Below are 25,904 nucleotides of genomic sequence, written 5' to 3' on the forward strand. Positions count from 1 at the left end.
CAAAAAAAACAACCATGTTTCTTACCGAATGTCCTAGAGATGCCATGCAAGGTTGGGGCGAAATGATCCCCACACAAAAGAAAATCGACTACATCAATGCCTTGATGGCAGTGGGTTTTGATGTGTTGGATTGCGCAAGTTTTGTCTCACCAAAAGCCATCCCGCAAATGGCCGATTCTGCCGAAGTTGTAGAAAATATCGACAAATCCATTTCCAATACTCAACTCTCGGTCATTGTTGCCAACATTTCCGGCGCCGAAAAAGCGTTGAAGCACGACCCCGTTGATATTTTAGGCTTTCCTTTTTCCATCTCAGAAGTTTTTCAACACCGCAATACCAATAAAAGTAGAGAACTTGCGTTGGGCGAAATTCAAAAAATAAAAGAACTAACCGAAAGTGCAGGTAAGCAATTGCACTTGTACTTTTCCATGGCTTTTGGCAATCCTTATGGCGAAGCCTGGTCTTGGGAAGAAGTCGATTTCTGGGCCAATCGGTTTTCGGAAATGGGAGTAAAATCCATTCAACTGTCCGATACAACGGGCGTTGCCACTCCGGAAATCATCTCGGAATTGTTTGCAAAAGTTCCTTCCAAATATCCGCACATCAACTTTGGAGCACATTTCCATAACCGTTATGACGAGTCGTATGTCAAGCTAAAAGCAGCTTACGACCAAGGTTGCCGTAGGTTCGACTCGGCAATTAAAGGCATTGGCGGTTGCCCTATGGCAAAAGATGATTTGATTGGGAACACACCTACCGAGCAAGTTTTCAATTTTATGCATGTTGAAAAAATAGATATTCAGCAAAATTTATTGCATTTTGAAAGTGCTTATAACCAAGCAAAAGATATTTTTCATTTTTAATCAAAAGTTTTAAAACTAAAAATCATGTCCAAATTGCCCTCCATCATTCAGGCTTATGAATTAAAAGAGAATCTTAACGATCCTCATCTGGTTATATTAGATGCCAGAGCAGGAATGGGTTCTCGGGATCTTTACTTGAAGTCTCATGTAAAAGGTGCCCGATATATTGATTTGGATTGCGATTTGGCAGCTCCTGTCACCAATGCATCTCGTGGTGGCCGACATCCTTTGCCGGATTTTTTTGATTTTGCCAAAACACTTTCGGTTTTAGGCATTAAAGAAGACAGCAGGGTGGTGATCTACGACGATAAAGGAGGTGCCAATGCTGCGGCTCGATGTTGGTGGATGCTGAAATCGTTTGGGTTGGAGCAAGTTCAGGTGGTGAGTGGTGGCTATCAAGCCTTGGGAGATTTTGAAATGAAATCTGGTGAAGAGCACATCCATCAGTCCATCATAAAAATTCCCGATCATTGGACATTGCCAACCGTGGAAATTAACGATGTCGAACTTTTGTTAAACGAAAATAAAGCCGTAGTGATTGATGTTCGAGATGCGTATCGATATCTAGGCGAGTCAGAACCAATTGATCCGGTTGCAGGGCATATCCCGGGAGCGATCAATATTCCACTCACAGAAAATCTGGATGCAAGTGGATTGTTTTTGTCCGCTGAAGATCTGAAAGAAAAATATAAATCGGTTTTCGAAGATGCTTCAAAGCAGGTGATTGTACATTGTGGTTCTGGAGTTACAGCTTGCCATACCCTTTTGGCACTGGATTATGCAGGATTTAAAATGCCATCGCTGTTCGTAGGGTCGTGGAGCGAATGGTGTCGAAGTGGGAAAACCATTGCTGTTGGAGAGAATTAATTTTTCAGTCTTTTCATCATTTTTTCGACCCAAGTATAAGCAGCTGGGCAAATGATCGTGTTTTTAACCATTAAATTGTTGATCTGATAAATCTTTTTTCTGTCGGTATGCGGGTATTCACGACAGGCTTTCGGTCGTACTTCGTAGATGGAGCAGGTGTTGTCCTCATTTAGAAAATAACAAGGTAGATTTTGCAAAACTTTATCACCATCTTCGTCTGTTCTTAAGAATTTGGCTTCAAAATCGGCAACTTTCATTCGGAGGTGCTTGGCAATCCTTTCAATGTCTTTTTCGGTGTACAATGGACCTGTGGTTTTGCAACAGTTGGCACAAGAAAGACAGACGATTTCTTCAAAAACCTCTTCGTGAATTTCCTCTACGATATAGTCCAAATTTTTGGGTGTTTTTTTCTTTAGCCCTTCCAAAAACTTTTTGTGTTCCTTGCTTTTTTGCTCTGCAAGTTTTTTGTATTCACTAAGATTCATTCTATGAATTCATTCTGCTGATTGTGGAGGGCAAAGTTAAGGATTTATACAAGTAAGATCTTGACGGTATGATGAAAAATCATTGAAAAAATTATAAAAAAAAATATTTTTCCATTCAATCAATTTTATATCTTTGTTTTTAACAATAAAAAATTAAACATTTACCATTATTCTGCTTGAAATGAAAGGGATTTTAAAAATTTACCATCCTGATGAAACTTTAAAATACAACATCAAAAGCTCTTATTGCAAGGCCATTTATGCCAACGAACAGCATTTTCTGGAAGTCGAGATCATTACCGACGATTCCTTAGATCATGTGGACGACGACTCGTTGCAGTATCAATTTCCTCAACTGTCTTTTTCCGTTACCAATTTTCCTATCGAAAGTAGTGAATTGATTGGCAAATCATTTACAATTATCGACACCGATGAGGAGGTCTTTACCGAAGTGAATTTGTACGATGATGAAGACGCCTACCTCTACAACAACAAACTCCAATTTTTACAAAACGAAAAGGAAGAATTGAACTTGATCTGGGAGGGAGAAATTGATGATTTTTACACCGGTACTGATGAAGTAATTCCATTTAAACTAAAATGTCATTTTAATGTAGATGACATCGAAGTTGATGACTAAGTGCAAAAAGTTTTCAAACTCAATCAACAATTCTTTTCATTTTTTTGTATTACTTTTACGAATTGAAAGTAATCGGCAAGGTATTTGCCTCGTATTTTAAGCCCAATAAGGTTCTGTTTTTTGTGTAAAATAGACTTAGATGCCGAAATTTATTTCTGTTGTATGGGGTTTTATTGAAAATAAATTTTTACTTTCATCGTTCAATTGATAACATAAAAAAATAGTCCATGTTTCTACAAGCTGCTGTTGCACCCGCTCAGGAAAAAGTATTTTCTTTTTGGAACATCATGTTCCACGGTAATGTATTTGCCAATGTCGTTATGATAACCGTTTTGGTTCTTGGTGTTTTCTCTTTGTACCTGTTTTTGGAACGATTATTCTACATCAACAGACAGATAAAAGCTACCGACATGAATTTGATCAACAATCTAAATGACTTGTTGAGGGATGGAAAGGTGCAGAGTGCCGTAGATTATTGCGAAAGACAAAATACACCAGAAGCTCGGATTATTGAAAAAGGGATAACCCGTGTTGGTAGGCCGGTTTCGGATATTGTAAGTGCTATGGAAAGCCAAGGACAGATCGAAGTGTCCAAATTAGAAAAAAACTTAAATCTTTTGGCAGCTGTACCCAGTATTGCTCCCATGTTGGGGCTTTTGGGAACGGTAATCGGGATTATCATGGCGTTTTTCAATATGGCCAATATGGAAGGCTCTTTCTCACCAAAAACCCTGTCCGAAGGGATTTACACAGCGTTGGGGCAGACGGCAACCGGTTTGGCAGTTGCTATTCCGGCAAACTTTTTTTATAATTTGTTGTTGACCAGAATTGATAAATTCGTTCTGAAAACCCAACAACTGTCCACAGATTTCTTAGACATCATCAACAAACCATAATATGAAAATTAAAAGAAGGAATAAAGCAAATCCAGATTTTAGCTTAGCGGCTATGGTGGATGTGATCCTGCTTTTGCTCATCTTTTTTATGGTGACTTCTGCAGCGTCTAACATCTCTGCGGTTAATGTTAATTTGCCAAAAGGAAGCGTGGACAATCCGAATATTCCGGATGAGGTTACGGTGAGTATAAAGCCTGATGGGACATTTTATGTCAATGATGTGCAAACACCAAAAGAAGCATTGGAGTCGTCCATTACCGAAAAAATGAAAGGGAGAACGACACCTTCATTCACGGTGAGAGCCGATGAAAACACCTTGCACAAAGATTTTGTATATGTGATGGAAATTGCCGAAAAGCACCACTTCAATATCGCCATAGCAACCATCAAAGAAAGTAATTAATCATTTAAGATTAGATGATGCGTCTAAATTCCATAGAAAATAAAGAAGACAACAGCGACAGACTAAAAAGCGGAATTATAACTGCGGTGATTTGGTCTGCCATTTTGCTTTTTTTATTTTGGTATAAAATTATTGAAAAAACACCTCCTCGGCATGAAGTGGTTACCCGAATGCTTATAAATTTTGGGGATAACAGAAACGGAAATGGTACCGATGAGCCAGCACCACAAGAAGGCTCTTTAGCAGGAGAAACGACTACCGTTCCTATAGAAGAAATGGTGAGTGACAAGAAAAAAACAGATGTACAAAATGCCACTCCGGTTGTGAACACAAAAGCGACAAAAGATGTTGGTTCTGAAAAAATATTTACGGGGAATAGCGATAAAAAAATAGTAAAAACAGTTGCCAAGACGGATGAAAAAAAAGAGAACAGTGCGAAAGCGAATGCTAAAAATCCGTCAACAACTTCCCAAAATGCAAAATCTAAACAGGGAGGAAAATCCAATGCGGTAGCCAATGCCAAATCCGGAAGCGGTGATGGAAAAGGGAGTCAAGCCATTGGAAATCTAATCGCTGGTCGTGGGAAAAACCCCGGTTCTCAAGGTTCGGGACAAGGCATAGGTAATGCAGGCGATCCTTTGGGAGGAGACGGAAATGGCGATAGTAAAATAGGCATCGATAGAAAATTAACAGGCTTTATCCCGGGTACTATGGGAAGAGGCGGGGCACAACCTTCACACAATTGTTCGGCAAGTGGGACTATAGTTATCGCCTACACGGTTGATAAATCCGGAAATGTAACCTCTGCAAAAAGGAATTCTGGAATTTCTGATCCTTGTGCGGTTTCAACAACAATTTCTTGGGTGAAAAAATATGTGAAAGCCGAAAAAGCCAGTGTTTCCTCAACAGGGACTTATTCCATTTCTTTTTAAGGATTTCAAGATTTAATAGAAAATTTCACTAAAATTTTAACATAAAAAAAGTGCATAAATAGAAAATCTATATTATGCACTCAACTAAACTAAAAACCATTTTTCATCATTTGTGTTTTAGTTTCATCTATTTGTGTGTTTTTTCCTTTGTGTAATTGGAACTCCAAATAACGACTTTCATCACTTGTGTTACTTGTTTTTTCTTGTCGTTATCTATGTGCAAATTTACTTCAACTGGAGATTAAATACAGTATCGAATCGGTCGATAGAATTCGATGCGCTTGTAGATTTTATTCTACAAAAAACCTTCGCAAGTTATTCCTGCGAAGGTTTTTTTTATTTTGAATTTTGCTTTTTTATTTTTCAGCTTCAAAGTCCAAGCTAATTGAGTTCATGCAAAATCGAACTCCGGTAGGTTCTGGCCCGTCATTAAAGACATGGCCAAGATGCGAGTCGCATCTCTTGCACAAAACCTCAATCCTGTCCATTCCGTGAGAGATGTCTTTTCTGTATTTTACCCCATTTTTATCGGCTTCGTAGAAGCTTGGCCAACCGCAAGTAGAGGCAAATTTAGCCGTGCTTTTGAAAAGATGATTGCCACAGGCAGCACAATAGTAATCGCCTTTTTCATCAAAATTATTAAACTTTCCACTGTGTGGTCTTTCGGTTCCTGCTTCCCTGGCAATGTGGTAAAGCTCTGGCGAAAGCAAATGTTTCCAAACCGTGTTGGGTAATTTTACAATACCGGTATCGGTTCTGGAGAAATGAGGGTTTATGATTTTGTTTTCTTGCATGGTTTTACTTTTTATGGGTTGATGATATTTGGTGCACGACAGGCTCATGAAAAGAGCGAAAGTTCTGAAAAGTGTTTTCATAAGGAGTCTGTTTTCATATTTCTTGTTCAAGTCGCGGTTTTTCGTTTTCAAAATTACTAAATTTGAATTGATGAATACGAGAATTAAAGAAAAACAACTGCAGAGGCATAAATATTTGGCAACGGGACTCTTTCTTGTCATGATGGTGGTTTTTGCATTTGCAACAATAATTGAGAAAAAAAGTCCAGTATGGTGGGTGGGTTATGTTCGCGCTTTTTCTGAAGCGGCTATGGTAGGTGCTTTAGCGGATTGGTTTGCTGTAACGGCGTTGTTTCACCATCCTTTTGGACTGAAAATTCCACACACCAACCTGATCGAAAAATCAAAAGAAAACATTGGTGATAACCTAGGAACTTTTGTCGTTGATAATTTTTTGTCTCCAGATAACATCCGTCCTTACATTCAGAAAATTAAAGTTTCCACAATTTTAGGAGATTGGCTGGCTGTTGAAGCCAATAGGAAAAGGCTTTTAACAGAAACTTCAATTGTTATAAAAGATGTTGTCGAGAAGCTTAATGACGAAGATGTGGTAGAATTTATTTCCGCAAAATCCAATGAAATCACCGATAAAATAAAAGTCAATCAGCTCCTCTCTCAAGGCTTGCAGTATTTGTTGGAGCATAACGAGCATCAAAATTTACTCACTTATTTGTCGTCCCAAATTCAATACTACATTCATAACAACAGGGAGATGATTCGTGAAAGGGTACAAGACAACAGTTATGCATTCATTCCTAAATTTTTTGACAATAAAATAGCCGGAAAAATTTCCGATGGGCTATTGGATTTTTTTATGGAGGTCGAAGGGAACGAGCATCATCCACTTCGGGATGAACTCACCCTGAGGTTAGAAAAATTTGCCAAAGAAATTCGTGATGGGCAGATATGGGAAGAAAAGTTCGATCATCTGAAAAAAGGATTTTTAACTGAAGAAAAACTAAAAGTGTATGCCAATGACATTTGGTTGTCCATAAAAACGACACTTCTTGCCGAGCTTTCTTCAGAAGACGGAAAGCTAAAACTGTATTTGGAAAAAAATCTTGTTTCGCTTGCCGATACCTTGCAAAACGATCTTGCGGTGCAGGAAAAAACGGATAAATTGGTTCGTAGCACCGCATATAAGTACATTCTAAGAAATAAAAATCGTTTTGGTGAACTGATTTCAGATACCGTTGGCAACTGGAAAGGCAATGAACTGAGCCAGAAATTGGAGTTGGAAGTGGGTAAAGATCTTCAATACATTCGCATCAATGGGACTTTGGTGGGCGGATTGGTAGGTTTGCTCATCTATGCCATAACCCATTTCGTTGATTACATCTAGGAGCCATTATCATTTTCGCAGAATCGTAGTAGAGGCGATTTTTAATCCATATCGTCATCCAAATAGACCAATTCGGTATCAAAACTCTTTTGTCTGCTATTGATTTTTTTAGCCTTTTCTAATTTCTTGGTTAGGGCATCAATCAAAAATGAAGTTTCGAAAAACTGTCTGTGAATTCCGGGTAAAAGTTCAAAAAAAAGATCAATACCCACTTGGTTGTTGTGCAGATCCATTTTTTTTTCCAGATCGGTGTTTGGGAAAAGATCTTCGTGTAGGGAAGTCATTTTCAGGCTGAAATTTTTAGCTTTTTCAGGTGATGAAATTTTAGAACAATAGGAAAGGATTAGTGCCGACCACAATGCATGTCGAAAAGCATTTCCTTTGCCGTTTCCAGAGTTGCTGTTCGGGAATTTTTTCTGGACAATCGCAAAGGCTTTCAGTGTAGCCCAAAAACCCATCATGCTGAACAATGGGTGCTTTATGGTGAGCGTTCCAAGTTTTAAAAGTTTAGAAATGGACAAGCTCCTGAGGGATCGAAAAAAAATAACGAAAGGTTTTCTCATTCCGCACCAAAGATAGTGTATTCTTGGTTGACTAAAAAACTGGGTTTTACATTTCGTAAAACCCAGAAGATATTTGGTTTAAGCTTCTTTTAGCTTTACCGTAAAGTGTCTTAAGATCGGAGATTCCCAAGTGATTTCGTATCCTTTGGTAATTTCGTTTCTTCTTTCGAAGATGTTTTTAAGGGCTACAGCAACATAATACATGTGGTTGTTGGTGTAGGTTCTTCTCGGGATGGCCAATCGTAAAAGTTCCATTTTAGGATAGCGGTTTTCTCTGGTTTCAGGATCTCTATCCGCCAAGATGGTTCCGATTTCAACCCCACGGATTCCTGCTTCTTTGTACAATTCAATTCCTAAAGTCTGAGCCGGAAATTCTTCTCTTTTCACATTCGGTAAAAATTTAACAGCATCTATAAAAATTGCGTGTCCACCGATGGGTCTTTGGATAGGGATTCCCCATTCGATCAGGAGATTTCCAAGGTATTCGATTTGTGAAATTCTGCTTTCCAAGTAGTCAAACTCGGTAGCTTCGTCCAAACCTACTGCCAAAGCAGCCATGTCTCTACCGGCCATTCCTCCGTAGGTGATGAAGCCTTCGTAGATGATGGTGAAGTTGGATGCGGTTCTAAAGATTTCTTCGTCGTTCAGGGCAATAAATCCGCCGATGTTTACCAAACCGTCTTTTTTAGACGACATGGTCATCCCGATTCCGTAAGAGAAGATTTCTTTACAAATTTCTTTTATGCTTCTGTTTTCTTGTCCTTTTTCTCTTTTTTTGATGAAGTATGCGTTTTCTGCAAATCTTGCCGAGTCGAAAATAATTGGAATTTCGTATTGGTCGGAAAGAGCTTTTACCGCTTTTACATTCTCGATAGAAACGGGTTGTCCGCCGGACGAATTGCAAGTGATGGTTACCAAACAGAAAGGGATTTTTTCTTTGCCGTATTGTTTGTAAACTTCTTCCAATTTTACCAAATCCAAATTTCCTTTGAAGGGATGCTCCAGTTCAGTGTCGAAAGCCTCATCAATCGTACAATCGATGGCATGGGCTTTTCTAAATTCGATATGACCTTTGGTGGTGTCGAAGTGGGAGTTTCCTGGGATTACATCGCCTTCTTTTACTAGGGCAGAGAACAATACATTTTCTGCTGCACGACCTTGGTGGGTAGGCAAAAGGTATTGGTATCCTGTAATGTTTTGTACGGCAGATTTTAGCTCTTCAAAAGATCTTGCGCCGGCATAACTTTCGTCTCCTCTCATCAGTGCTGCCCATTGTTTGTCGGACATGGCGCCGGTTCCGGAGTCGGTTAAGAAATCGATAAATACTTTTGAGCTGGATAGGTTGAAAAGGTTGAAGTCGGCTTCTTTAATCCATTGTGCTCTTTCTTCTGATGTAGATTGCCCGATAGGTTCTACCATTTTTATTCTGTACGGTTCTGCGTAAGGTAATTTCATTTTTATAGAATGTTTTAAGTTGATTGTTTTTAATTAAATAAATTGAGAATGAACATTCTATAATCATTCCGGTGCTTTGAAGATGCAGCGGTCACTATGAGATTTTACAGTCATGTACTGAAATTGAGTTTGATATTATTCGCCAAAGATAAATAATTTTAAGAAATATTTAACATAATTATGATCGTAGTTGCTTTTACTAAAAATTAGGTAATGTGGTTTAGGATTAAATAAAAAAAAGAATGGTTATTGTTTGTAATTCAAAATATTTCATTACTTTTGCAGACCAAAATAAGATTAATTATTAACCTAAAAATTATAAACAATGTTTGCAATTGTAGAGATAGCAGGGCTTCAATACAGAGTTGAAAAAGACCAAAAGTTGTTTGTGAACCGTTTGAAAGGAGATAAAGGAGCTTCTGTATCTTTTGATAAAGTACTTCTTACTTCTAACGGATCCATCACTGTGGGCGCCCCAGCTGTAAGCGGAGTTTCAGTAGCTGCTGAAATCCTAGACCATGTAAAAGCTGATAAAGTAATCGTTTTCAAAAAGAAAAGAAGAAAAGGTTACGAAAAGAAAAATGGTCACAGACAGTCTTTGACACAAATCAAGATTACATCAATCACTGGTTTCTAATCAAGACAAAATAATTAATTATTAACATCCCAAAACCATAAAATAAAATGGCACATAAGAAAGGAGTCGGTAGTTCCAAGAACGGTAGAGAATCTCACTCTAAAAGATTAGGAGTTAAGATTTTTGGAGGACAAGAAGCTATTGCTGGTAACATCATCGTAAGACAAAGAGGTACACAGCACCACCCAGGAACGAATGTAGGTATTGGTAAAGACCATACTTTGTTCGCACTTGTAGATGGTAAAGTAGTTTTCAGAAAGAAAGCAAACAACAGATCTTTTGTATCTGTAGAGCCTAACGCATAATTTTAGCGTTTATACAATTTAAAGAAGCTGTCCAGATCGGATGGCTTTTTTTTTGACTTTAGAATTTAAAACCCGAAACCCGAAACCTGAAACTTGAAACCTGAAACTTTAAACAAAAAAACCATCCCAAAGGATGGCTGTATTGAGTAAAGATGATTGTCCCAGGTTTACATTCCCAAGCTTAATCGTACCCTTTTCATGGTTTCTGTAGCTACTGCTTTGGTTTTGGCAGCACCTTCTTGCAGCTTGGCTTCCAATTCTGGAAGATTATTCATGTAATAGTCAAACTTTTCTCTTTCGGTTTTAAAATGAGTTAAAATCAGATTCAACAATTCCGTTTTGGCATGTCCGTAGCCGAAGTTTCCGCCCAAATATTTTGCTCTTAGTTCTTCGGTTTGCACTTCGTTGGCAATCAAACTAAAGATGGCAAACACTTTACAAGTATTGGGATCCTTAGGCTCTTCCAGAGGGGTAGAGTCCGTTTCTATACTCATAATTTGTTTCTTCAGTTGTTTTTCCGGTAAGAAGATGTTGATGATGTTTCCCCTGGATTTCGACATTTTATTTCCGTCAGTTCCAGGAACATATTTGGTTTCTTTTTGCAATTCGGCTTGAGGCAATATAAAAACCTCACCCATTTGATGGTTAAATCTGGATCCTACATCTCTAGCCATTTCCAAATGTTGTAGCTGGTCTTTGCCTACGGGAACCACCTCGGCATCGTACAACAAGATGTCGGCAGCCATCAGCATGGGATAGGTAAAAAGACCGGCGTTTACATCTTGCAAGCGATCGGCTTTGTCCTTGAAAGAATGGGCAAGTTGTAGCCTTTGGAAAGGGAAAAAACATTCCAAATACCAAGCCAGTTCGCAAGTTTCTGGTATGTCACTCTGTCTATAAAAATAGGTTTTTTCGGTATCTAAGCCACAGGCAAGCCAAGCGGCAGCAATCTCGTATGTATTTTGTTTTAATTCTTCGGCATTCTTTATTTGGGTTAAAGAATGCATGTTGGCGATGAAAAGAAAGGATTCATTTTCTTTTTGTTGGGACAGTTCGATTGCGGGGATTATCGCACCCAAAAGGTTTCCCAAATGTGGCGTACCGGTTGCTTGGATGCCGGTAAGAATTCTGGACATAAAATTTTTATTTTAGTTAAATGAATTTTTTTGTTAATTAAAGTTCAAACCCGTGTGGGAATGCTTTTTTTCTGAATACATACAGAAGTGCGGCACCAACGGTGATGGCAGAATCCGCAATGTTGAAAATGTATTTGAAGAACTCGATGTGTTTTCCACCAATGATGGGCCAACTTTCCGGTACCCACCAATCGACAAGTGGAAAGTGAAGCATATCGACCACGCAGCCTTTCATAAAGGTAGAATAGCCATGACCAAAAGCAGTAAGTTGAGAAGTGCCTCCGTATTCTATCCATCGGTTAACACTTTCGTCAAAAATGGAACCGCTGTCGAAGATCATTCCGTAAAACATTCCGTCGATTAAATTTCCAATGGCTCCACCAAAAATCATGGCCATAGGAAGGAGAAGGTAATTGCTGGTTCTGCCTTCGCTGATCCATTTTTTAAACAAATAGACCATGCCACCAATCAGGGCAATTCTTAGGATGACCAAAGCGTATTTTCCCAACAGTCCACCAAAATGAAAACCGTAAGCCATGCCGGGATTTTCAACAAAAGTCAGTTTGAAACCCGGGAAAACATCAATGCTTTCGCCCAAGTTGAAGTGGGTTTTGATGTATATTTTTGATATTTGATCAATTAACAAGATGATTACGGTGATGAATGCTATTTTTTTCATAGATATTTCGAGGATTGTACACCCTTTTATTTTACAATTGGTCTAGGTTACTTTAAATTTTTTGAAAGTTCGTCGAGTCTTTTTCTGTCTTTTTCAGAAAGATCATCAATTCCGTTTTTTCCCATTTTACTCAAAAGATGATCAATCTCTTTTTGTTGGTTGATTTTTCTTTCGTTGTATTCATCGTCTAGGGTATAGGCCGAATTTTTATGAGAAGAGGATGAGGTGTTTTTCCTTCTGAAAAAATAAAAGGCAAAAATAACAATAATTAAGATAAGGACTAAGGTCATAGGAATAAAAAAGGTTTATAATGCTCATGAAAGTCATTATAAACCTTAGGTTTTTTATAGTTGAACTGTTTTAGCGTTGCATATTTTTAGCTTCGATACTCAAAGTAGCATGCGGAACGGCCATCAATCTCTCTTTAGGGATTAGTTTTCCTGTAACGCGACATATTCCGTAGGTTTTGTTTTCGATGCGGATGAGTGCGTGTTTCAGATCACGGATGAACTTTTCTTGTCTTCCTGCCAAGATCGCATTTTGTTCTTTGCTCAGGGTTTCTGCACCTTCTTCAAAAGCTTTAAAGGTGGGTGCAGTATCGTCAGTTCCGTTGTTGTGATCGTTCAAGAAACTTTCATTGATCATAACCAAATCCTTTTCTGCTTTTGCTATTTTCTCCAGTATAATTTTTCTAAATTCTTGCAAATCGCTTTCATTGTAGCGTACTCTCTCGTCCATGTCTTTTGTTTTTCAGATGTTAGTTTGTAGCACAATATGATTTCTAAAATGATATCGTACTATTGTTTGTCCACTTTTACTTTGAAAAGAACTTCGTCTATTTCTATTTCATCGTAATTATTGAGTGAATATACAAATTCTATTTTATCCGACAATACCTCATTGATAATATATTGATGATTGTTGGTAAGTTCTGTTTTGAACGGACAATTTTCTTCTAATTGTAATGAAATTCTATCCGTAAGATCAAAATCTTTGTCTTTTCTTAAATTTTGAATTCTATTGACAAACTCTCTCGAAATTCCTTCAGACTTTAATTCATCGGTGATGGTAAGATCCAAGGCTACGGTTACCTTACCCTCGCTGATTACCGTCCATCCAGGAATGTCTTTGGTGGTGATTTCGGCATCGTCTAAGGTAATTTCATAACCCGAAACTTCAATTTTTCCTTCTTTTTCTAATAAGGAAATCTGCTCTGAGGAGAAATTTTGAATCTCAGCACCAACCGTTTTCATGTCTTTGCCCAATTTAGGTCCCAAAGCTTTAAAGTTTGGTTTGATTTGTTTCACGATAAGGTGGCTGGCTTCTTCGGCATTGATCAATTGAAGTTCTTTTACATTAACTTCTTGCTTAATCAGGTCGCTAACCGCCAGTAATTGAGTTTCTGTTTTTGTGTCCAAAACAGGGATCATTACTTTTTGAAGAGGCTGTCTTACTTTTATGTTCTCCTTCTTTCTCAAAGAGAAAACCATGGAGGTAACTTGTTGTGCAAGATGGGTTTTCTCTACCAAATCCAATTCGATTTTGTTTTCGTCAACCGTTGGGAAATTGGTTAGGTGTACACTTTCTGCACGGTCTTTGCCGGTAATGCTGTTCAAATCTCTGTACAATTGATCCATGAAAAATGGTGCAATTGGAGCGGCAATTTTTGCAATCGACTCTAGGCAGGTGTATAAAGTTTGGTAAGCGGAGATTTTATCTTCCGAATAATCGCCTTTCCAGAATCTTCTTCTGCAGAGTCTTACATACCAATTAGAAAGGTTGTCGTTCACAAAAGTATTGATGGCTCTAGCTACTTTTGTAGGTTCGTAATCGTTGTAATTTTCAGTAACTTCTTTTATCAAGAGGTGCAGTTCTGATAAGATCCAACGGTCGATTTCAGGACGGTTTTCAATTTCTTTTTCGCTGTATTTAAAACCATCAACATTGGCATAAAGAGCGAAGAATGAATAGGTGTTGTATAGTGTTCCGAAGAATTTTCTTCTTACCTCGTCTATGCCTTCCAGGTCAAATTTTAGATTCTCCCAAGGATTGGCATTGGAGATCATGTACCAACGGGTAGCATCGGGACCGTATTTTTTCAAAGTCTCGAAAGGGTCTATGGCATTGCCCAATCTTTTGGACATTTTTTGCCCGTTTTTATCCAAAACCAAACCGTTTGACACCACATTTTTATATGCAATTCCGTCAAAAACTGTGGTTGCAATGGCGTGTAAGGTATAGAACCAACCACGAGTTTGGTCCACACCTTCGGCGATGAAATCTGCAGGGAAAGCTTTGTTGTTGTCGATGAGTTCTTTGTTTTCGAACGGATAATGCAATTGTGCATAAGGCATTGCTCCGGAATCAAACCATACATCGATCAGGTCGCTCTCTCTTTTCATTGGTTTGCCATTTTCGGAAACCAAAACAATTCCATCAACAATATTTTTATGCAAATCAATTTTAGCATAATTTTCCTCGTTCATGTTCCCGATTTCAAATCCTTTGAATGGGTTTTCGGTCATGAAACCTAGGGATACGGATTTTTCAATTTCTGTATAAAGTTCTTCAACAGAACCGATGATGATTTCCTCTTTAGAATCTTCTGTTCTCCAGATGGGCAATGGGATTCCCCAATATCTTGAGCGGGAAAGGTTCCAGTCGTTTACATTTTCTAACCAATTGGCAAATCGGCCTTCTCCGGTCGATTTTGGTTTCCAATTGATGTCTTCATTCAGTTCTACCAATCGGTTTTTGACTTGAGACATTTTCACAAACCAAGAGTCGAGAGGATAGTACAAAACCGGCTTGTCTGTTCTCCAGCAATGCGGATAGCTGTGTGCATATTTTTCAACTTTGAAAGCTTTGTTCTCGGTTTTTAGTAAAATAGCGAGTTCTACATCCCAAGATTTTTCAGGAGCAGTACCTTCGTCGTAATATTCGTTTTTGATGAATTTTCCTGAGAAAATTTCAGGGACATTTTCGCCTTTCAAAAATCGTCCTGTAAGATCCACCAAAGGGACAAGGTTGTCGTTTTCGTCTTTCACCAGCATTGGTGGGACTCCAGCGTCTTTAGCTACTTTAGCATCGTCGGCACCAAAAGTAGGAGCGGTGTGTACAATACCCGTACCGTCTTCGGTGGTAACAAAGTCTCCGGGAATTACTACAAATGCTTTTTCCGGATTTTCTGATGGTAAAAACCAAGGAACCAATTGCTCGTAGGTCGTGCCACAAAGGTCTGAACCTTTGAATTCGGTTATGACTTGATAAGGGATGGTTTTGTTTTCCGAAGAATAATTGGTGAAATCTTCATCCGAACCTTCCGCATATTTTTTGCCAAATTGTTTTGCTACCAATGCTTTAGCAAGTATTATGTTGATGGGCTCAAAAGTATATTGGTTGAAGGTTTTTATCAAAACATAATCGATGTCATTACCTACGGTAAGTGCCGTGTTGGAAGGCAAAGTCCAAGGAGTTGTGGTCCAAGCCAGAATGTGGATGTTGTCCTGTACCGATGCTAAGATGGGTTGTAATTTTTCTGATAGATTTTTTACTTTAAACTGTGCAACAACCGTGGTGTCCGAAACATCACGATATGTTCCGGGTTGGTTAAGTTCGTGAGAAGACAGTCCGGTACCTGCTTTTGGCGAGTACGGTTGTATGGTGTACCCTTTGTACAAAAGATTTTTGTTGTACAATTGTTTCAAAAGCCACCAAACGGTTTCCATATATTTGGGTTGATAGGTGATGTATGGGTTTTCCAAATCGACCCAGTAACCGATTTTTTCGGTAAGGTCGTTCCAAACATCGGTGTATTTCATCACGGCGTTTCTACACGCTTGGTTGTACTCTTCGATGGTGATTTTTTTTCCGATATCTTCTTTGGTAATTTCCAATTCTTTCTCTACGCCCAATTCTACAGGGAGCCCGTGGGTGTCCCAACCGGCTTTACGAAATACCTGTTTTCCGTTTTGGGTTTGGAAACGACAAAAAATATCTTTAATTGCTCTTGCCATCACATGGTGTATGCCGGGAAGTCCGTTTGCGGAAGGAGGTCCTTCGTAGAAAACAAATTCCGGTTGTCCTTTTCTAATCTCTACCGATTTTTTGAAGGTATCTTCTTGTTTCCATGATGCAGCTACGCCGTCTGCAACTGCTATTAAATCTAATTTTTTATATTCGTTGAATTTCGTCATTGTAACTTCTTTCGCTTAAGATTTTTAATCGTGCGAATATAATGATTTTTAACGAAAAAATGGAGTGTAATTGTTCAATAATTGTTGGTTTTTAATCGTTTAGAAAGAAGAATTTGAAGTTTTTTCGATTTTAGATTAATGAAATCCCCAAGCCGGGTTTTTCGGAGATTTTTATTTTACCCTCTTTTACGAAACTTCCTTGGGCATAGTCGTTGGCGATAAGGTTGGCACCGTCCAGATCTGCAAAGTCCAACAGCGGTGCTAATGCACATGCTGCGGAAATCCCAACACTGGATTCCGTCATGCAACCGAGCATGATTTTAAAGTCGTTGTCTTTCGCTTTTTGTATTAATTCTAGCGCGGGAGTCAGTCCACCGCATTTCATCAGTTTGATGTTGATGCTTTTGTAATGTGGTTTTAATTTTTCTAAATCTTCCAGGTGTTGCGCATCTTCATCGGCCATCCAGTTGGCGAATTTGTTTTTATCAAGAGTGTTAAACTTTTCAATAGGCATGGGCTGTTCGATGTAGGTGAAGTGTTCAGAAATTGGACAATTCTGAAGCCAAATGCAATCGTCTTTGGTGAAGCTGGCGTTGGCATCCAAGGCGATGTTTTTCTCAGTTTGTAAGAGTTTTTCTAAATTATTTTTATCCAAACTGCTGCATTTTACTTTGAATTTTGACCACGAGCTTTCATTAATTTTTTTTAATTGAACCTCGATAGGAGCTATGGAAATGGTGATGGAGCTTTCGGTTGAAACGGTGTTAGATAAACGATTGAGTTCGGCAAAAGATTTATTTTCCAATTTTCCGTACAAATCCCAATACGCACAATCCAAAGCCGATTGTAGAAAAGAGGGCAGATCTAAGGATTTTAGTTTCAAATTAAATTCAAAGGGATGTGAGATTGATGGGGTTTCAATTTCTTTTTCAATAGATTTTAACTTTACGATAAAATCGTCCAAACGAATGCCGTAATAGTCGATTTCTACACATTCGCCATAGCCTTTCTTTTCATGATGAGAAAGTTCTATAAGCAATGCGTTTCGGTGTTGATATTTCCCGTAGGCAATTGAAAAAGTTTCCTTCATTTTCAATTGGGCTTTGTAGAATTTCAGTTTCATACTTTAAAGATATAAAATCAATTTTGAAAAGAATAAAAAATTTTTTAGCAACAAAATAAAATTAAATACCCAGAGAATCAGGCTGTTAAGACTTGTTAGTACAATGCAATACAAAGTAGTGTAACAAAAATACAGGTTTATAATACCTATTAGGAAAACAATAAAAAATCTTTGGTCATGAAAATTTATTATGCAATCCCATACTTATTTTTAGGTAACTTAATATGGGCACAACAGGTACAAAAAGACACGGTAAAAAGTACAGAAATAAAAGAAGTGGTTTTGAAGAAGAAAACACTTCAAAAAAAATCGGATCGCATGGTGTATGATGTAGGCAACTCTCCGGTAGCTAAAGGAAACAATGGTTTTGAACTTTTGAAACAAACTCCGATGTTGTCTTCTACGGATGACAAATCTTTGAAAGTTTTAGGAAAAGGAAGTACCAAAATATACATCAACGGAAAAGCGCAAACTATGGATGCAGATGCGATAGTGGATATGTTGAAAAGTATGCCGGCAGAAAATATTTCTAAAATAGAAGTGTTCACCGTGCCTTCTAGTGAATTTCAGGTGGAAGGAAATGAAGCCATTGTGAATGTTATTCTCAAGAAAAAATCTTCGGATGGGATCAACGGGAATGTAAAAATTGAAGATCAAATTGCCAAAAGCAATAGTGCAACCCTTTCAACATCTTTCAATTACAGAAAAGGGAAGTTCGGACTTCAAGCCAATGTTAACGGGGGCAAAATTGTACGGGATCAGTATTATATTTTGACCAACGGAAACGATGGCGGAGCACAGCCGTTCAGCTTAAAATCTGAAGGAGATGTGGTGTCCAAGTTCGGGCAATGGGGTGGTTATCTAAATATGGATTACCAGTTAACCGATCGACAAAAATTGGATTTTTCTTTTCAGCACAGGGATAAAGAGGAGAAGCCTTCTACCACTAATTTTATTAACGAATTAAGAAATTCCGGAAGCTTATTCGAGATCACTCAAACATTGAATACCACCAACTCTAAAGTTTCCAATCAGTCCTATAATTTAGGTTACGAATGGCTGACCGACGACAAAGGTAGCAAACTGAACGCCAATGCATCTTATATGTATTTTGATAAAACAGGGGTGAATAACAACAGTACAGTATTGCTCAATACCCAACAGCAACCGGTATCAATCTTGAAACAATTTAACCAATCTACACCGCTTAGGATTAACAATTGGGCATTGAAAGCGGATTATGTTCAGCAACTTAAAAGCGGCCATGTTTTGAGTGCTGGCTTGGCATACAACAATACATTGACGGATAGCGATACCCGGTTTGAAAACATATTGCCTCCTACAGGTTTGGATGGGAATCAGTCCAATCATTTCGCCTATGAAGAAAAAATTTACGGCATCTACGGGACTTGGGAAAAGAAATGGTCGGATCGCACCAACACCAAACTTGGGTTAAGGTACGAACGCACAAATGCCGAAGGGAATGTCTTGGATAAAAACATTCAAATCGAGAGAAAGGATGGAGATTGGTTGCCTTTTGCAAGTTTTAATTATAACATGAATGAAGATCATCAGTTTTCTACAAGTTTTAGCAGTCGAGTGAGAAGACCTTCTTTCTGGGCTCTTAATCCGGTAAAAATTTATCTAACAGCCAATAATTACATTCAGAACAACCCTTTTACGCAGTCAGAATTGGTGTACAATACCGAGTTGCAGTATATTTTTAAGAGCTCTTATTTCATAACAGCTTCCTATGGCTTTACGGATCGTGCTTTGGAGCAGGTACCTCTGTCCGGGATGAAGAATGACGGTTCTGGAGAGAGTGTACTGGCATACATTTCTACCAATTACGGAACTAAGAAAGAATTCAGCCTTTCTTTTGGTATGCAAAAACAATATTTTAAAGGAATTTGGCAAATGAACAATTCATTGGTTTTGGGGTACAACCAATACAAAGGAACCGTGTACGGAGATCCTACAGACACCCAAAATTTGGTTGCTTTTCAGAAATACGAACTGGATAGACAGTCTCAATTCGTGCAATTGCAACTCAACAATACGATACGATTGTCTCCACAAAAAGACTGGTATTTGGGTGTTAATTATTTTTATCTCTCCCCAATAGAATTGGTTGTAGGAAAGATGAATACCTTGCACAGCTTGGATCTGTCTTTGAAAAAAATGCATAAAAATTGGACTTTTTCTTTGGAAGCAAAAGATGTTTTTGGGACCAACAAAAATTATATTAAAGGCAGTGATGGTTTTGGAAATTACAATATTGTTGACCAAAACCAATACAATAGAAAATTGGTTTTAGGATTGACCTATAATTTCGGAAACCAAAAAGTTCAGAAGGTGAAAAAATCGGAGTCCGCCAATGACGATGTGAGAAGCAGAACAGGAAGTTAGTCCTAATTTCGCATCAAATCATCCACGAATTGACAACCAATTGTAGATAAAAGACTACCTTTGTTTTTCTAAAAAAATAATCTTATACAATGCAGACGATAGATTTTACTTTGGATTGGAAACTTAAGCTCCAAAACCGTTTTATCAATTATGTAAAAATATTTTCAACCAGCGATCCGGAAAGCGAGACCACCCCATCTTCGCCACAGCAGTGGGACATGGCAAATTTTCTTTTCGAAGAGCTAAAGCAATTGGGACTTTCCGATGTAAGTATAGACGACAAAGGCTATATCTACGCCTATGTCCCTTCTAATTTGGAAAACGATAACGAGCCGACAGTAGGTTTTATTTCTCACTACGACTCAACACCGGATTTTAACGGGAAAGATATCAAACCCATTATCTGGGACGATTACGACGGTGGCGATTTGTTGTTGAACAAAGAAACGGGCTTCACACTTTCTCCATCTAAATTCGAAAGCATGAAAGACTATGTGGGGCAAACTTTAATCACAACAGACGGAACAACCCTCCTAAGTGCCGATGATAAAGCCGGAATTGCAGAAATTGTAACTGCTGCAGAATTTTTATTGGCACACCCGGAAATTAAACACGGAAGAATCGCTTTGGGCTTCACACCGGACGAGGAAATCGGTAGAGGAGCTCACCATTTTGATGTAGAAAAATTCGGTGCAGAATGGGCGTATACCATGGATGGCGGAGAAGTTGGTGAACTGGAGTATGAAAATTTTAACGCTGCAGGTGCCGTGGTAAAAATCCATGGACTTAGCGTTCATCCGGGATATGCTTTTGGTAAAATGGTGAATGCAGGACTTTTGGCTGCCGAATTTGCACAAATGTTACCGGCAAACGAAACCCCGGCAACAACAAAAGGTTTTGATGGTTTCTTCCACCTAACCGATATTAATGCAGATGTCTCTGAAGCCAAGCTTCAATACATTATCCGCGATCACGATGCTGAAAAATTTGAGGCTAGAAAATCTTTGATGGAAACAAAGGTGAAAGAATTTAACCAAAAATACGGCGAGGGAACAGCCGAGGTTGAAATTAAAGAGCAGTACAGGAACATGAAACAGCAGTTTGAAGGCAAAATGCACATCGTGGACATCGCTGCACAAGCCATGAAAGATGCCAACATCGAACCGAAAATAAAAGCCATCCGAGGTGGTACCGACGGAGCGCAACTTTCCTACATGGGATTGCCTTGTCCTAATATTTTTGCAGGTGGACTTAACTTCCACGGACCGTATGAATATGTACCGTTGGAAAGCATGGAAAAAGCCGTAAAAGTAATTGTAAACATTGCCAAAGCGGTAAAAAAACAAGCATAATCTGCTTCACTAAAAACATAAAAAAAGCCTTTCAATTTTTTTTGAAAGGCTTTTTAGTTTGAATGTATTTTAAATTGAATAATGCCTCTCCAGCTCTTTCATATACTCGTGAGCGGTAAGATCAAATTTTACAGGAACAATGGAAATGTACCCGTTAGAAAGTGCCGTTTCGTCGGCATCGTCACCATCGTCCATATTGTTGAAGTATCCGGTTAGCCAATAGTATTTTTTACCGTGAGGATTAATTCTTTCATCAAAACTTTCTTCCCATTTGGCATGGGCTTGTCTGCAAATTTTTATTCCTTTTATTTCGCTTTTGTTTAGTTTTGGAATGTTTACATTCAGTACAACTCCTTTAGGCATAGGGTTTTCCAAAGCGTTTAAGGTAATTTTTTTGATGAAGTCTTCGGCTTGTGAAAAATCGGCTTCATAGGCCAAGTCGCAAAGTGAAAAACCAATCGCTGGCAAACCTTCTACACCGGCCTCTACCGCTGCCGACATGGTTCCGGAATAGATGACATTGATGGACGAGTTGGCTCCGTGGTTAATGCCGGATACCACAAGATCGGGCTTTCGGGTCAGTACTTTGTCCAAGGCAATTTTAATACAATCTACTGGGGTTCCGCTGCAAGAAAAATCGCGCTGAGGTCCTTCCAATTGTATTTCTTCTAAAGTTAAGGTCGAGTTGATGGTGATGGCATGGCCTTTGCCACTCTGTGGAGAGTTGGGGGCAACCACGATTACTTCGCCTATGGTATTCATAATTTCTATTAATTTACGAATCCCTGGAGCGGTTATTCCATCGTCATTGGTAACCAATATCAGTGGTTTTTGCATATTCTAAAATTTAGTTAGCAAATTTAGATAAAAAAAATCGCCTTAATCTTTTATAAATATTAAATTTGACAATTCAATTGATAACTTTAATCATTAATTTCAAAACTTACACAAACAATATGTTCAAAAAAATGAAACTCAATACTTTGTTTCTTTTTCTTCCACTGATGAGCTTGATGTTCTGCTTCAACGCTCCAAAGAACGATGATGAGAAAATGACAACCATCATGGTTAGTGTAAAAAACACACTTTCCTATTTGCACTATAGTCCCAAACCGATCAATGATGCCTATTCCAAAGAAGTGTACAAGCATTATTTTGAAATGGTCGATCCTGCAAAACGCTATTTCTTGCAGACCGATATGGACGAATTTGCCAAATACGAAACCAAACTGGATGATTATCTTTCTGGTGGGGATTTAACTTTTTTCAAACTGACCACAGACAGGCTTTTGCAAAGAGCTGATGAAATTGATGCAATGACCCAAGAAATCTTTAAGTCACCCATCAATTTAGATCAGGACGAAACTTTTATTCTGGATGCGAAAAATAAAAAATATCCTAAAGACAAAGCTGAGCTTTTGACGGAATGGAAAAAGTATGTAAAATACAACATTCTTCAAGAAATGGAATCGCTAAATGCTAAGGAAAAAAGCCAAAAAGAATTGAAAGATTCTCTGCAAAGAAACAAACTGAAAGACACCGTAAATCTTAAAATCTTAACGCCTGAACAAAAAAGAGCAAAGGCTACAGATGAAGTAAAGGACTTGCTGAGCGACTCGTTCCGAAGATTCAAAAGGGTGAAAAGAATGGAATGGTTTTCTCGTTATATGAATGCTTATACGGAAGTTTTTGACCCGCATTCCAATTATTTTTCACCACAAGACAAAGACGATTTCGACACCAGCTTTAAAGGGAAGATTATAGGGATTGGAGCGATGATTCAAGAGAAAAAAGGCTACTTGTATCTGGGAGCTTTAACCGTTGGTGCTCCTGCTTGGAAGTCCAAACAACTATCAGATGGTGATAAAATCTTAAAAATAAAATCAAAACCAAAAGAGGATGCTGTGAATGCCGTAGGCTTATTGGCAAATGAAGCGGTGAAATTAATTCGAGGCGAAAAAGGCACCCCTGTCACTCTTACGGTTCAGAAGAAAGACCAATCCATAAAAGAAGTTACCCTGATCCGTGAAGAGGTAGAAATTGAAGATACTTTTGCCAAAAGTGTGGTCATCACCGATGCCAATGGAAAAAAATGGGGCTTCATCAATCTGCCAGGCTTCAATGCCGATTTTGAAGATAGCAAAGGTAGAAATGCCTCTGATGATGTGAAAAACGAAATCATAAAATTAAAAGAACTGGGAATACAAGGAATTGTATTGGATCTAAGAAACAACGGTGGCGGATCTTTGACAGAGGTTGGCGATATGATGGGATTGTTTATGAATGCAGGCCCTTTTGTGCAAGTAAAGGACGGGAATGGGAAAATAAACACCTTGAAAAGCAAATTCAATTCACCATTATGGACCGGTCCTTTGGTGGTGATGCAAAATGAACTTTCGGCTTCGGCTTCTGAGATTTTTGCGGGTGTGGTTCAGGATTACGGCCGTGGAATTGTTATCGGATCGCCACAATCGTTCGGAAAAGGTACGGTGCAAACTTTTGTTGAGCTGAACCGTTTCTTAAGCTCATCCGATGATTTTGGTGCCCTAAAACTGACCATACAAAAATTCTACAGAGTGACCGGAGAATCGACCCAAAGAAAAGGGATCGAATCGGATATCAAACTGAAAGACTTCTTTACCTATGCCGAAGTGGGTGAACGATTTGATGAATATGCACTGGCTTGGGACAAGATTGCTCCAACTCCATTTACTAAAATGGCAAATACGGATTTTGCAAAGATAGAAGCTGCATCTGCGGCTAGAATGGCAACCAATAAAATGTACCAGTTGATGCAAGAATCTGCAGAATGGAAAAAGACTTTGGATAAAGAAGAAGTGATTACTCTGAACCAGACAAAGTTTTTTGACTTGATGAATACCCGCAAAGCACAGATTGAAAAATTCAAATCTTTGGACAAATTCAATAACAAATTGGTATTCACTTTCAATACGGACGAGCAAACCCGAATGAAAACCGACGACATCTTTAAGAAGAAAAAAGAAAATTGGAAGAAGAACCTTCAGAAAGATTTTTATCTTCAAGAAGCCATCAATGTAATTTCAGAAATAAAATAAAAACCAATATCAATCGAAAAGGCTGTCCAAGAAAATTGGGCAGCCTTTTGTTTTTGGTGAAAGAATCAGACTAAGATTGTGTAAGTTTTATTGTGGAAAATTGGTTTGTTGGAAAAATCAAAAAATCCTTGCCTTAGAAATGGGCAAGGATTGAATATCGTTAATTTTAAGCGTTTACAATGAGTAATTTGGAGCTTCTTGGGTGATGATGACATCGTGAGGGTGAGATTCTTTCAAACCGCTACCGGTAATCTTCACCATTTTGCTGTCTTTTTGAAGTGCAACAATGTCTTTGGTTCCGCAATAACCCATTCCGGCACGGATGCCTCCTGTCAATTGGAAAATAACATCTTCCAATCGGCCTTTGTGTGGCACTCTTCCTTCGATACCTTCCGGTACAAATTTTTTCGCTTCGGATTGGAAGTATCTTTCCTTTCCACCTCTCTTCATCGCGGCTAGAGAGCCCATTCCTTGGTAAGATTTGAATTTTCTACCTTGGAAAATAATCTCCTCGCCCGGAGCTTCGTCAGTGCCCGCCAAAAGAGAACCCAACATAACAGCACCTGCACCAGAAGCCAAAGCTTTTACAATATCACCGGAAAGTTTGATCCCTCCATCTCCAATAACGGTTACATTTTTGGTTTGCGCATACTCATAAACATTGTAGATGGCAGAAAGTTGAGGTACCCCAACACCGGCTACCACACGAGTTGTACAGATGGATCCTGGACCTACCCCTACTTTTAGAACATTGGCACCTGCTTCTATCAAATCTTTTGCAGCTTCTGCAGTTACGATGTTTCCACCAACGATATCCAGATTTGGAAAAGCTTTTCTGATTTCAGAAATTTTATCCAACACCCCTTTGGAATGTCCGTGTGCCGAATCGATGGCTACAATGTCCACACCAGCAGCTACCAATGCATTCACACGATCCATGGTATCTACACCTACACCAACTCCGGCTCCAACAATAAGTCTTCCGTTTTGGTCTTTGTTGGCATTGGGATATTCCAATTGGTTATCGATGTCTTTGATGGTGATTAGTCCGATCAGTTTGTTTTCAGCATCAACGATGGGTAATTTTTCTACACGATTTTCGAGCAATATTTTTTTCGCCTCATCCAGATTGGTATTTTTTCCTGAAGTTACCAAATTGTCTTTGGTCATCAGGGTTTCTACTTTGGCGTCCAAGTTTTCTTGATATTTTACATCTCTATTGGTGATAATCCCAATTAATTTATTGTCTGCATCCACCACGGGAAGTCCGGAGATTTTGAACTGTGCCATTAGATCTTTGGCTTCGCCCAAGGTATGGTCTTTGGAAAGGGTAACCGGATCGGAAATCATTCCATTTTCGGATCTTTTCACACGGTTAACTTGAGCAGCTTGCTCTTCTACCGTCATGTTTTTATGAATGAAGCCCAAGCCTCCCACTCTTGCCAATGCAATAGCCATTTCTGCCTCGGTTACGGTGTCCATAGCCGCAGAAACAATAGGTACATTAAGGGTTATTTTGTCGGTAAGTCTGGATTTTAGGGAAACCTGATTGGGTAAAACTTCTGAATAAGAAGGAACTAAAAGTACATCATCGAAAGTGATGGCGCTTTCTACAATTTTGTTATGAATAGACATCTTTACTTTCTTTGCAAAATTAAATCTTTCTGACCAATCGTGAAAGATTTTTTTA

The 25,904-nt window shown here is 38.7% G+C and carries 24 protein-coding genes; 12 read left to right on the forward strand and 12 right to left on the reverse strand.

Annotated features, from left to right (window positions below; all coding sequences use genetic code 11):
- The first annotated feature begins 14 nt into the window (after positions 1-14).
- Together EIY84_RS00295 and EIY84_RS00300 are read left to right on the forward strand one after the other, a co-directional pair.
- Positions 15-863: a hydroxymethylglutaryl-CoA lyase gene (locus EIY84_RS00295; protein WP_124639321.1), complete on the forward strand. Its 849-nt coding sequence runs from the start codon at positions 15-17 to the stop codon at positions 861-863.
- Between the two features lie 24 nt (positions 864-887).
- Complete coding sequence (locus EIY84_RS00300) at positions 888-1,730, forward strand: sulfurtransferase (protein ID WP_124639323.1); 843 nt, start codon at positions 888-890, stop codon at positions 1,728-1,730.
- Here EIY84_RS00300 and EIY84_RS00305 read toward each other — a convergent pair.
- Positions 1,727-2,215 (reverse strand): YkgJ family cysteine cluster protein, encoded by a 489-nt coding sequence (locus EIY84_RS00305; RefSeq protein WP_124639325.1) that lies wholly within the window; start codon positions 2,213-2,215, stop codon positions 1,727-1,729. The genes EIY84_RS00300 and EIY84_RS00305 overlap by 4 nt on opposite strands.
- A 181-nt stretch (positions 2,216-2,396) precedes the next feature.
- On the opposite strand from EIY84_RS00305, the gene EIY84_RS00310 reads away from it, so the two are divergent.
- The 4 genes from EIY84_RS00310 (at position 2,397) to EIY84_RS00325 (ending at position 5,086) form a co-directional block, all read left to right on the forward strand.
- Entirely contained in the window at positions 2,397-2,855 is a 459-nt protein-coding gene (locus tag EIY84_RS00310; protein ID WP_124639327.1) for a hypothetical protein, read from the forward strand.
- A gap of 227 nt (positions 2,856-3,082) precedes the next feature.
- Positions 3,083-3,751, forward strand: a complete 669-nt coding sequence (locus EIY84_RS00315; RefSeq protein WP_124639328.1) for a MotA/TolQ/ExbB proton channel family protein — start codon at positions 3,083-3,085, stop codon at positions 3,749-3,751.
- A gap of 1 nt (position 3,752) precedes the next feature.
- A complete protein-coding gene (locus EIY84_RS00320; protein WP_124639330.1) occupies positions 3,753-4,154 on the forward strand; it encodes an ExbD/TolR family protein in 402 nt (133 codons plus the stop codon).
- A 17-nt stretch (positions 4,155-4,171) separates the two neighbouring features.
- The gene (locus tag EIY84_RS00325; RefSeq protein WP_124639726.1) at positions 4,172-5,086 is read left to right on the forward strand and encodes a ferric siderophore ABC transporter substrate-binding protein; all 915 of its coding nucleotides are present in this window, start codon (positions 4,172-4,174) and stop codon (positions 5,084-5,086) included.
- A 356-nt stretch (positions 5,087-5,442) separates the two neighbouring features.
- Here the strand turns inward: EIY84_RS00325 and msrB are convergent, their stop codons facing one another.
- A complete protein-coding gene (gene msrB / locus EIY84_RS00330; protein WP_206428182.1) occupies positions 5,443-5,961 on the reverse strand; it encodes a peptide-methionine (R)-S-oxide reductase MsrB in 519 nt (172 codons plus the stop codon).
- Positions 5,962-6,031: 70 nt separating this feature from the next.
- Between msrB and EIY84_RS00335 the strand changes: the two genes are divergently transcribed.
- Positions 6,032-7,282, forward strand: a complete 1,251-nt coding sequence (locus EIY84_RS00335) for a DUF445 domain-containing protein (RefSeq protein ID WP_124639332.1) — start codon at positions 6,032-6,034, stop codon at positions 7,280-7,282.
- Between the two features lie 41 nt (positions 7,283-7,323).
- On the opposite strand, the gene EIY84_RS00340 is transcribed toward EIY84_RS00335, so the two are convergent.
- Both EIY84_RS00340 and EIY84_RS00345 read right to left on the reverse strand, forming a co-directional pair.
- A complete protein-coding gene (locus tag EIY84_RS00340) occupies positions 7,324-7,845 on the reverse strand; it encodes a DUF6973 domain-containing protein (RefSeq protein ID WP_124639334.1) in 522 nt (173 codons plus the stop codon).
- Positions 7,846-7,923: 78 nt separating this feature from the next.
- The gene (locus EIY84_RS00345; RefSeq protein WP_124639336.1) at positions 7,924-9,300 is read right to left on the reverse strand and encodes a tryptophanase; all 1,377 of its coding nucleotides are present in this window, start codon (positions 9,298-9,300) and stop codon (positions 7,924-7,926) included.
- 325 nt (positions 9,301-9,625) lie between these two features.
- Here EIY84_RS00345 and rplU point away from each other — a divergent pair, with 325 nt between their 5' ends.
- Both rplU and rpmA read left to right on the forward strand, forming a co-directional pair.
- Positions 9,626-9,937 carry a 50S ribosomal protein L21 gene (rplU, locus tag EIY84_RS00350; protein WP_124639338.1) on the forward strand — a complete coding sequence of 104 codons (312 nt, stop codon included), beginning with the start codon at positions 9,626-9,628 and terminating at the stop codon, positions 9,935-9,937.
- A gap of 47 nt (positions 9,938-9,984) precedes the next feature.
- The gene (gene rpmA / locus EIY84_RS00355) at positions 9,985-10,242 is read left to right on the forward strand and encodes a 50S ribosomal protein L27 (protein ID WP_124639340.1); all 258 of its coding nucleotides are present in this window, start codon (positions 9,985-9,987) and stop codon (positions 10,240-10,242) included.
- A 167-nt stretch (positions 10,243-10,409) separates the two neighbouring features.
- On the opposite strand, the gene trpS is transcribed toward rpmA, so the two are convergent.
- The 6 genes from trpS to EIY84_RS00385 form a co-directional block, all read right to left on the reverse strand.
- Positions 10,410-11,378 carry a tryptophan--tRNA ligase gene (gene trpS, locus EIY84_RS00360; protein ID WP_124639342.1) on the reverse strand — a complete coding sequence of 323 codons (969 nt, stop codon included), beginning with the start codon at positions 11,376-11,378 and terminating at the stop codon, positions 10,410-10,412.
- 37 nt (positions 11,379-11,415) lie between these two features.
- A complete protein-coding gene (locus EIY84_RS00365) occupies positions 11,416-12,057 on the reverse strand; it encodes a lipoprotein signal peptidase (protein WP_124639344.1) in 642 nt (213 codons plus the stop codon).
- A gap of 47 nt (positions 12,058-12,104) precedes the next feature.
- A complete protein-coding gene (locus EIY84_RS00370; protein ID WP_124639346.1) occupies positions 12,105-12,347 on the reverse strand; it encodes a DUF6576 domain-containing protein in 243 nt (80 codons plus the stop codon).
- Between the two features lie 70 nt (positions 12,348-12,417).
- A complete protein-coding gene (locus tag EIY84_RS00375) occupies positions 12,418-12,795 on the reverse strand; it encodes a TraR/DksA family transcriptional regulator (RefSeq protein ID WP_124639348.1) in 378 nt (125 codons plus the stop codon).
- A gap of 59 nt (positions 12,796-12,854) precedes the next feature.
- Positions 12,855-16,253 (reverse strand): isoleucine--tRNA ligase, encoded by a 3,399-nt coding sequence (gene ileS / locus EIY84_RS00380; RefSeq protein ID WP_124639350.1) that lies wholly within the window; start codon positions 16,251-16,253, stop codon positions 12,855-12,857.
- A 130-nt stretch (positions 16,254-16,383) separates the two neighbouring features.
- Entirely contained in the window at positions 16,384-17,376 is a 993-nt protein-coding gene (locus EIY84_RS00385; RefSeq protein WP_124639352.1) for an enolase C-terminal domain-like protein, read from the reverse strand.
- Between the two features lie 177 nt (positions 17,377-17,553).
- Between EIY84_RS00385 and EIY84_RS00390 the strand changes: the two genes are divergently transcribed.
- Positions 17,554-19,785: a TonB-dependent receptor domain-containing protein gene (locus tag EIY84_RS00390; RefSeq protein ID WP_124639354.1), complete on the forward strand. Its 2,232-nt coding sequence runs from the start codon at positions 17,554-17,556 to the stop codon at positions 19,783-19,785.
- An 89-nt stretch (positions 19,786-19,874) separates the two neighbouring features.
- Positions 19,875-21,137: a peptidase T gene (gene pepT, locus EIY84_RS00395; protein WP_124639356.1), complete on the forward strand. Its 1,263-nt coding sequence runs from the start codon at positions 19,875-19,877 to the stop codon at positions 21,135-21,137.
- Between the two features lie 69 nt (positions 21,138-21,206).
- On the opposite strand, the gene surE is transcribed toward pepT, so the two are convergent.
- Positions 21,207-21,974 carry a 5'/3'-nucleotidase SurE gene (surE, locus tag EIY84_RS00400; protein ID WP_124639358.1) on the reverse strand — a complete coding sequence of 256 codons (768 nt, stop codon included), beginning with the start codon at positions 21,972-21,974 and terminating at the stop codon, positions 21,207-21,209.
- 119 nt (positions 21,975-22,093) lie between these two features.
- Between surE and EIY84_RS00405 the strand changes: the two genes are divergently transcribed.
- Positions 22,094-24,214, forward strand: a complete 2,121-nt coding sequence (locus EIY84_RS00405; protein ID WP_124639360.1) for a carboxy terminal-processing peptidase — start codon at positions 22,094-22,096, stop codon at positions 24,212-24,214.
- Positions 24,215-24,388: 174 nt separating this feature from the next.
- Here the strand turns inward: EIY84_RS00405 and guaB are convergent, their stop codons facing one another.
- Entirely contained in the window at positions 24,389-25,849 is a 1,461-nt protein-coding gene (gene guaB, locus EIY84_RS00410; RefSeq protein WP_124639363.1) for an IMP dehydrogenase, read from the reverse strand.
- Positions 25,850-25,904 lie beyond the last annotated feature (55 nt).

The sequence above is a fragment of the Amniculibacterium aquaticum genome, from assembly GCF_003852705.1.
Lineage (GTDB): Bacteria > Bacteroidota > Bacteroidia > Flavobacteriales > Weeksellaceae > Amniculibacterium > Amniculibacterium aquaticum.

Coding starts and splice junctions, on each gene's coding strand:
- ileS (WP_124639350.1), bottom strand. CDS start 16,253: ATGACGAAATTCAACGAATATAAAAAATTAGATTTAATAGCAGTTGCA.
- EIY84_RS00385 (WP_124639352.1), bottom strand. CDS start 17,376: ATGAAACTGAAATTCTACAAAGCCCAATTGAAAATGAAGGAAACTTTT.
- EIY84_RS00320 (WP_124639330.1), top strand. CDS start 3,753: ATGAAAATTAAAAGAAGGAATAAAGCAAATCCAGATTTTAGCTTAGCG.
- EIY84_RS00300 (WP_124639323.1), top strand. CDS start 888: ATGTCCAAATTGCCCTCCATCATTCAGGCTTATGAATTAAAAGAGAAT.
- rpmA (WP_124639340.1), top strand. CDS start 9,985: ATGGCACATAAGAAAGGAGTCGGTAGTTCCAAGAACGGTAGAGAATCT.
- EIY84_RS00295 (WP_124639321.1), top strand. CDS start 15: ATGTTTCTTACCGAATGTCCTAGAGATGCCATGCAAGGTTGGGGCGAA.
- EIY84_RS00375 (WP_124639348.1), bottom strand. CDS start 12,795: ATGGACGAGAGAGTACGCTACAATGAAAGCGATTTGCAAGAATTTAGA.
- EIY84_RS00340 (WP_124639334.1), bottom strand. CDS start 7,845: ATGAGAAAACCTTTCGTTATTTTTTTTCGATCCCTCAGGAGCTTGTCC.
- msrB (WP_206428182.1), bottom strand. CDS start 5,961: ATGAAAACACTTTTCAGAACTTTCGCTCTTTTCATGAGCCTGTCGTGC.
- EIY84_RS00325 (WP_124639726.1), top strand. CDS start 4,172: ATGCGTCTAAATTCCATAGAAAATAAAGAAGACAACAGCGACAGACTA.
- EIY84_RS00390 (WP_124639354.1), top strand. CDS start 17,554: ATGAAAATTTATTATGCAATCCCATACTTATTTTTAGGTAACTTAATA.
- EIY84_RS00405 (WP_124639360.1), top strand. CDS start 22,094: ATGTTCAAAAAAATGAAACTCAATACTTTGTTTCTTTTTCTTCCACTG.
- EIY84_RS00370 (WP_124639346.1), bottom strand. CDS start 12,347: ATGACCTTAGTCCTTATCTTAATTATTGTTATTTTTGCCTTTTATTTT.
- surE (WP_124639358.1), bottom strand. CDS start 21,974: ATGCAAAAACCACTGATATTGGTTACCAATGACGATGGAATAACCGCT.
- guaB (WP_124639363.1), bottom strand. CDS start 25,849: ATGTCTATTCATAACAAAATTGTAGAAAGCGCCATCACTTTCGATGAT.
- trpS (WP_124639342.1), bottom strand. CDS start 11,378: ATGTCCAGAATTCTTACCGGCATCCAAGCAACCGGTACGCCACATTTG.
- EIY84_RS00345 (WP_124639336.1), bottom strand. CDS start 9,300: ATGAAATTACCTTACGCAGAACCGTACAGAATAAAAATGGTAGAACCT.
- EIY84_RS00310 (WP_124639327.1), top strand. CDS start 2,397: ATGAAAGGGATTTTAAAAATTTACCATCCTGATGAAACTTTAAAATAC.
- EIY84_RS00305 (WP_124639325.1), bottom strand. CDS start 2,215: ATGAATCTTAGTGAATACAAAAAACTTGCAGAGCAAAAAAGCAAGGAA.
- EIY84_RS00335 (WP_124639332.1), top strand. CDS start 6,032: ATGAATACGAGAATTAAAGAAAAACAACTGCAGAGGCATAAATATTTG.
- EIY84_RS00315 (WP_124639328.1), top strand. CDS start 3,083: ATGTTTCTACAAGCTGCTGTTGCACCCGCTCAGGAAAAAGTATTTTCT.
- EIY84_RS00365 (WP_124639344.1), bottom strand. CDS start 12,057: ATGAAAAAAATAGCATTCATCACCGTAATCATCTTGTTAATTGATCAA.
- pepT (WP_124639356.1), top strand. CDS start 19,875: ATGCAGACGATAGATTTTACTTTGGATTGGAAACTTAAGCTCCAAAAC.
- rplU (WP_124639338.1), top strand. CDS start 9,626: ATGTTTGCAATTGTAGAGATAGCAGGGCTTCAATACAGAGTTGAAAAA.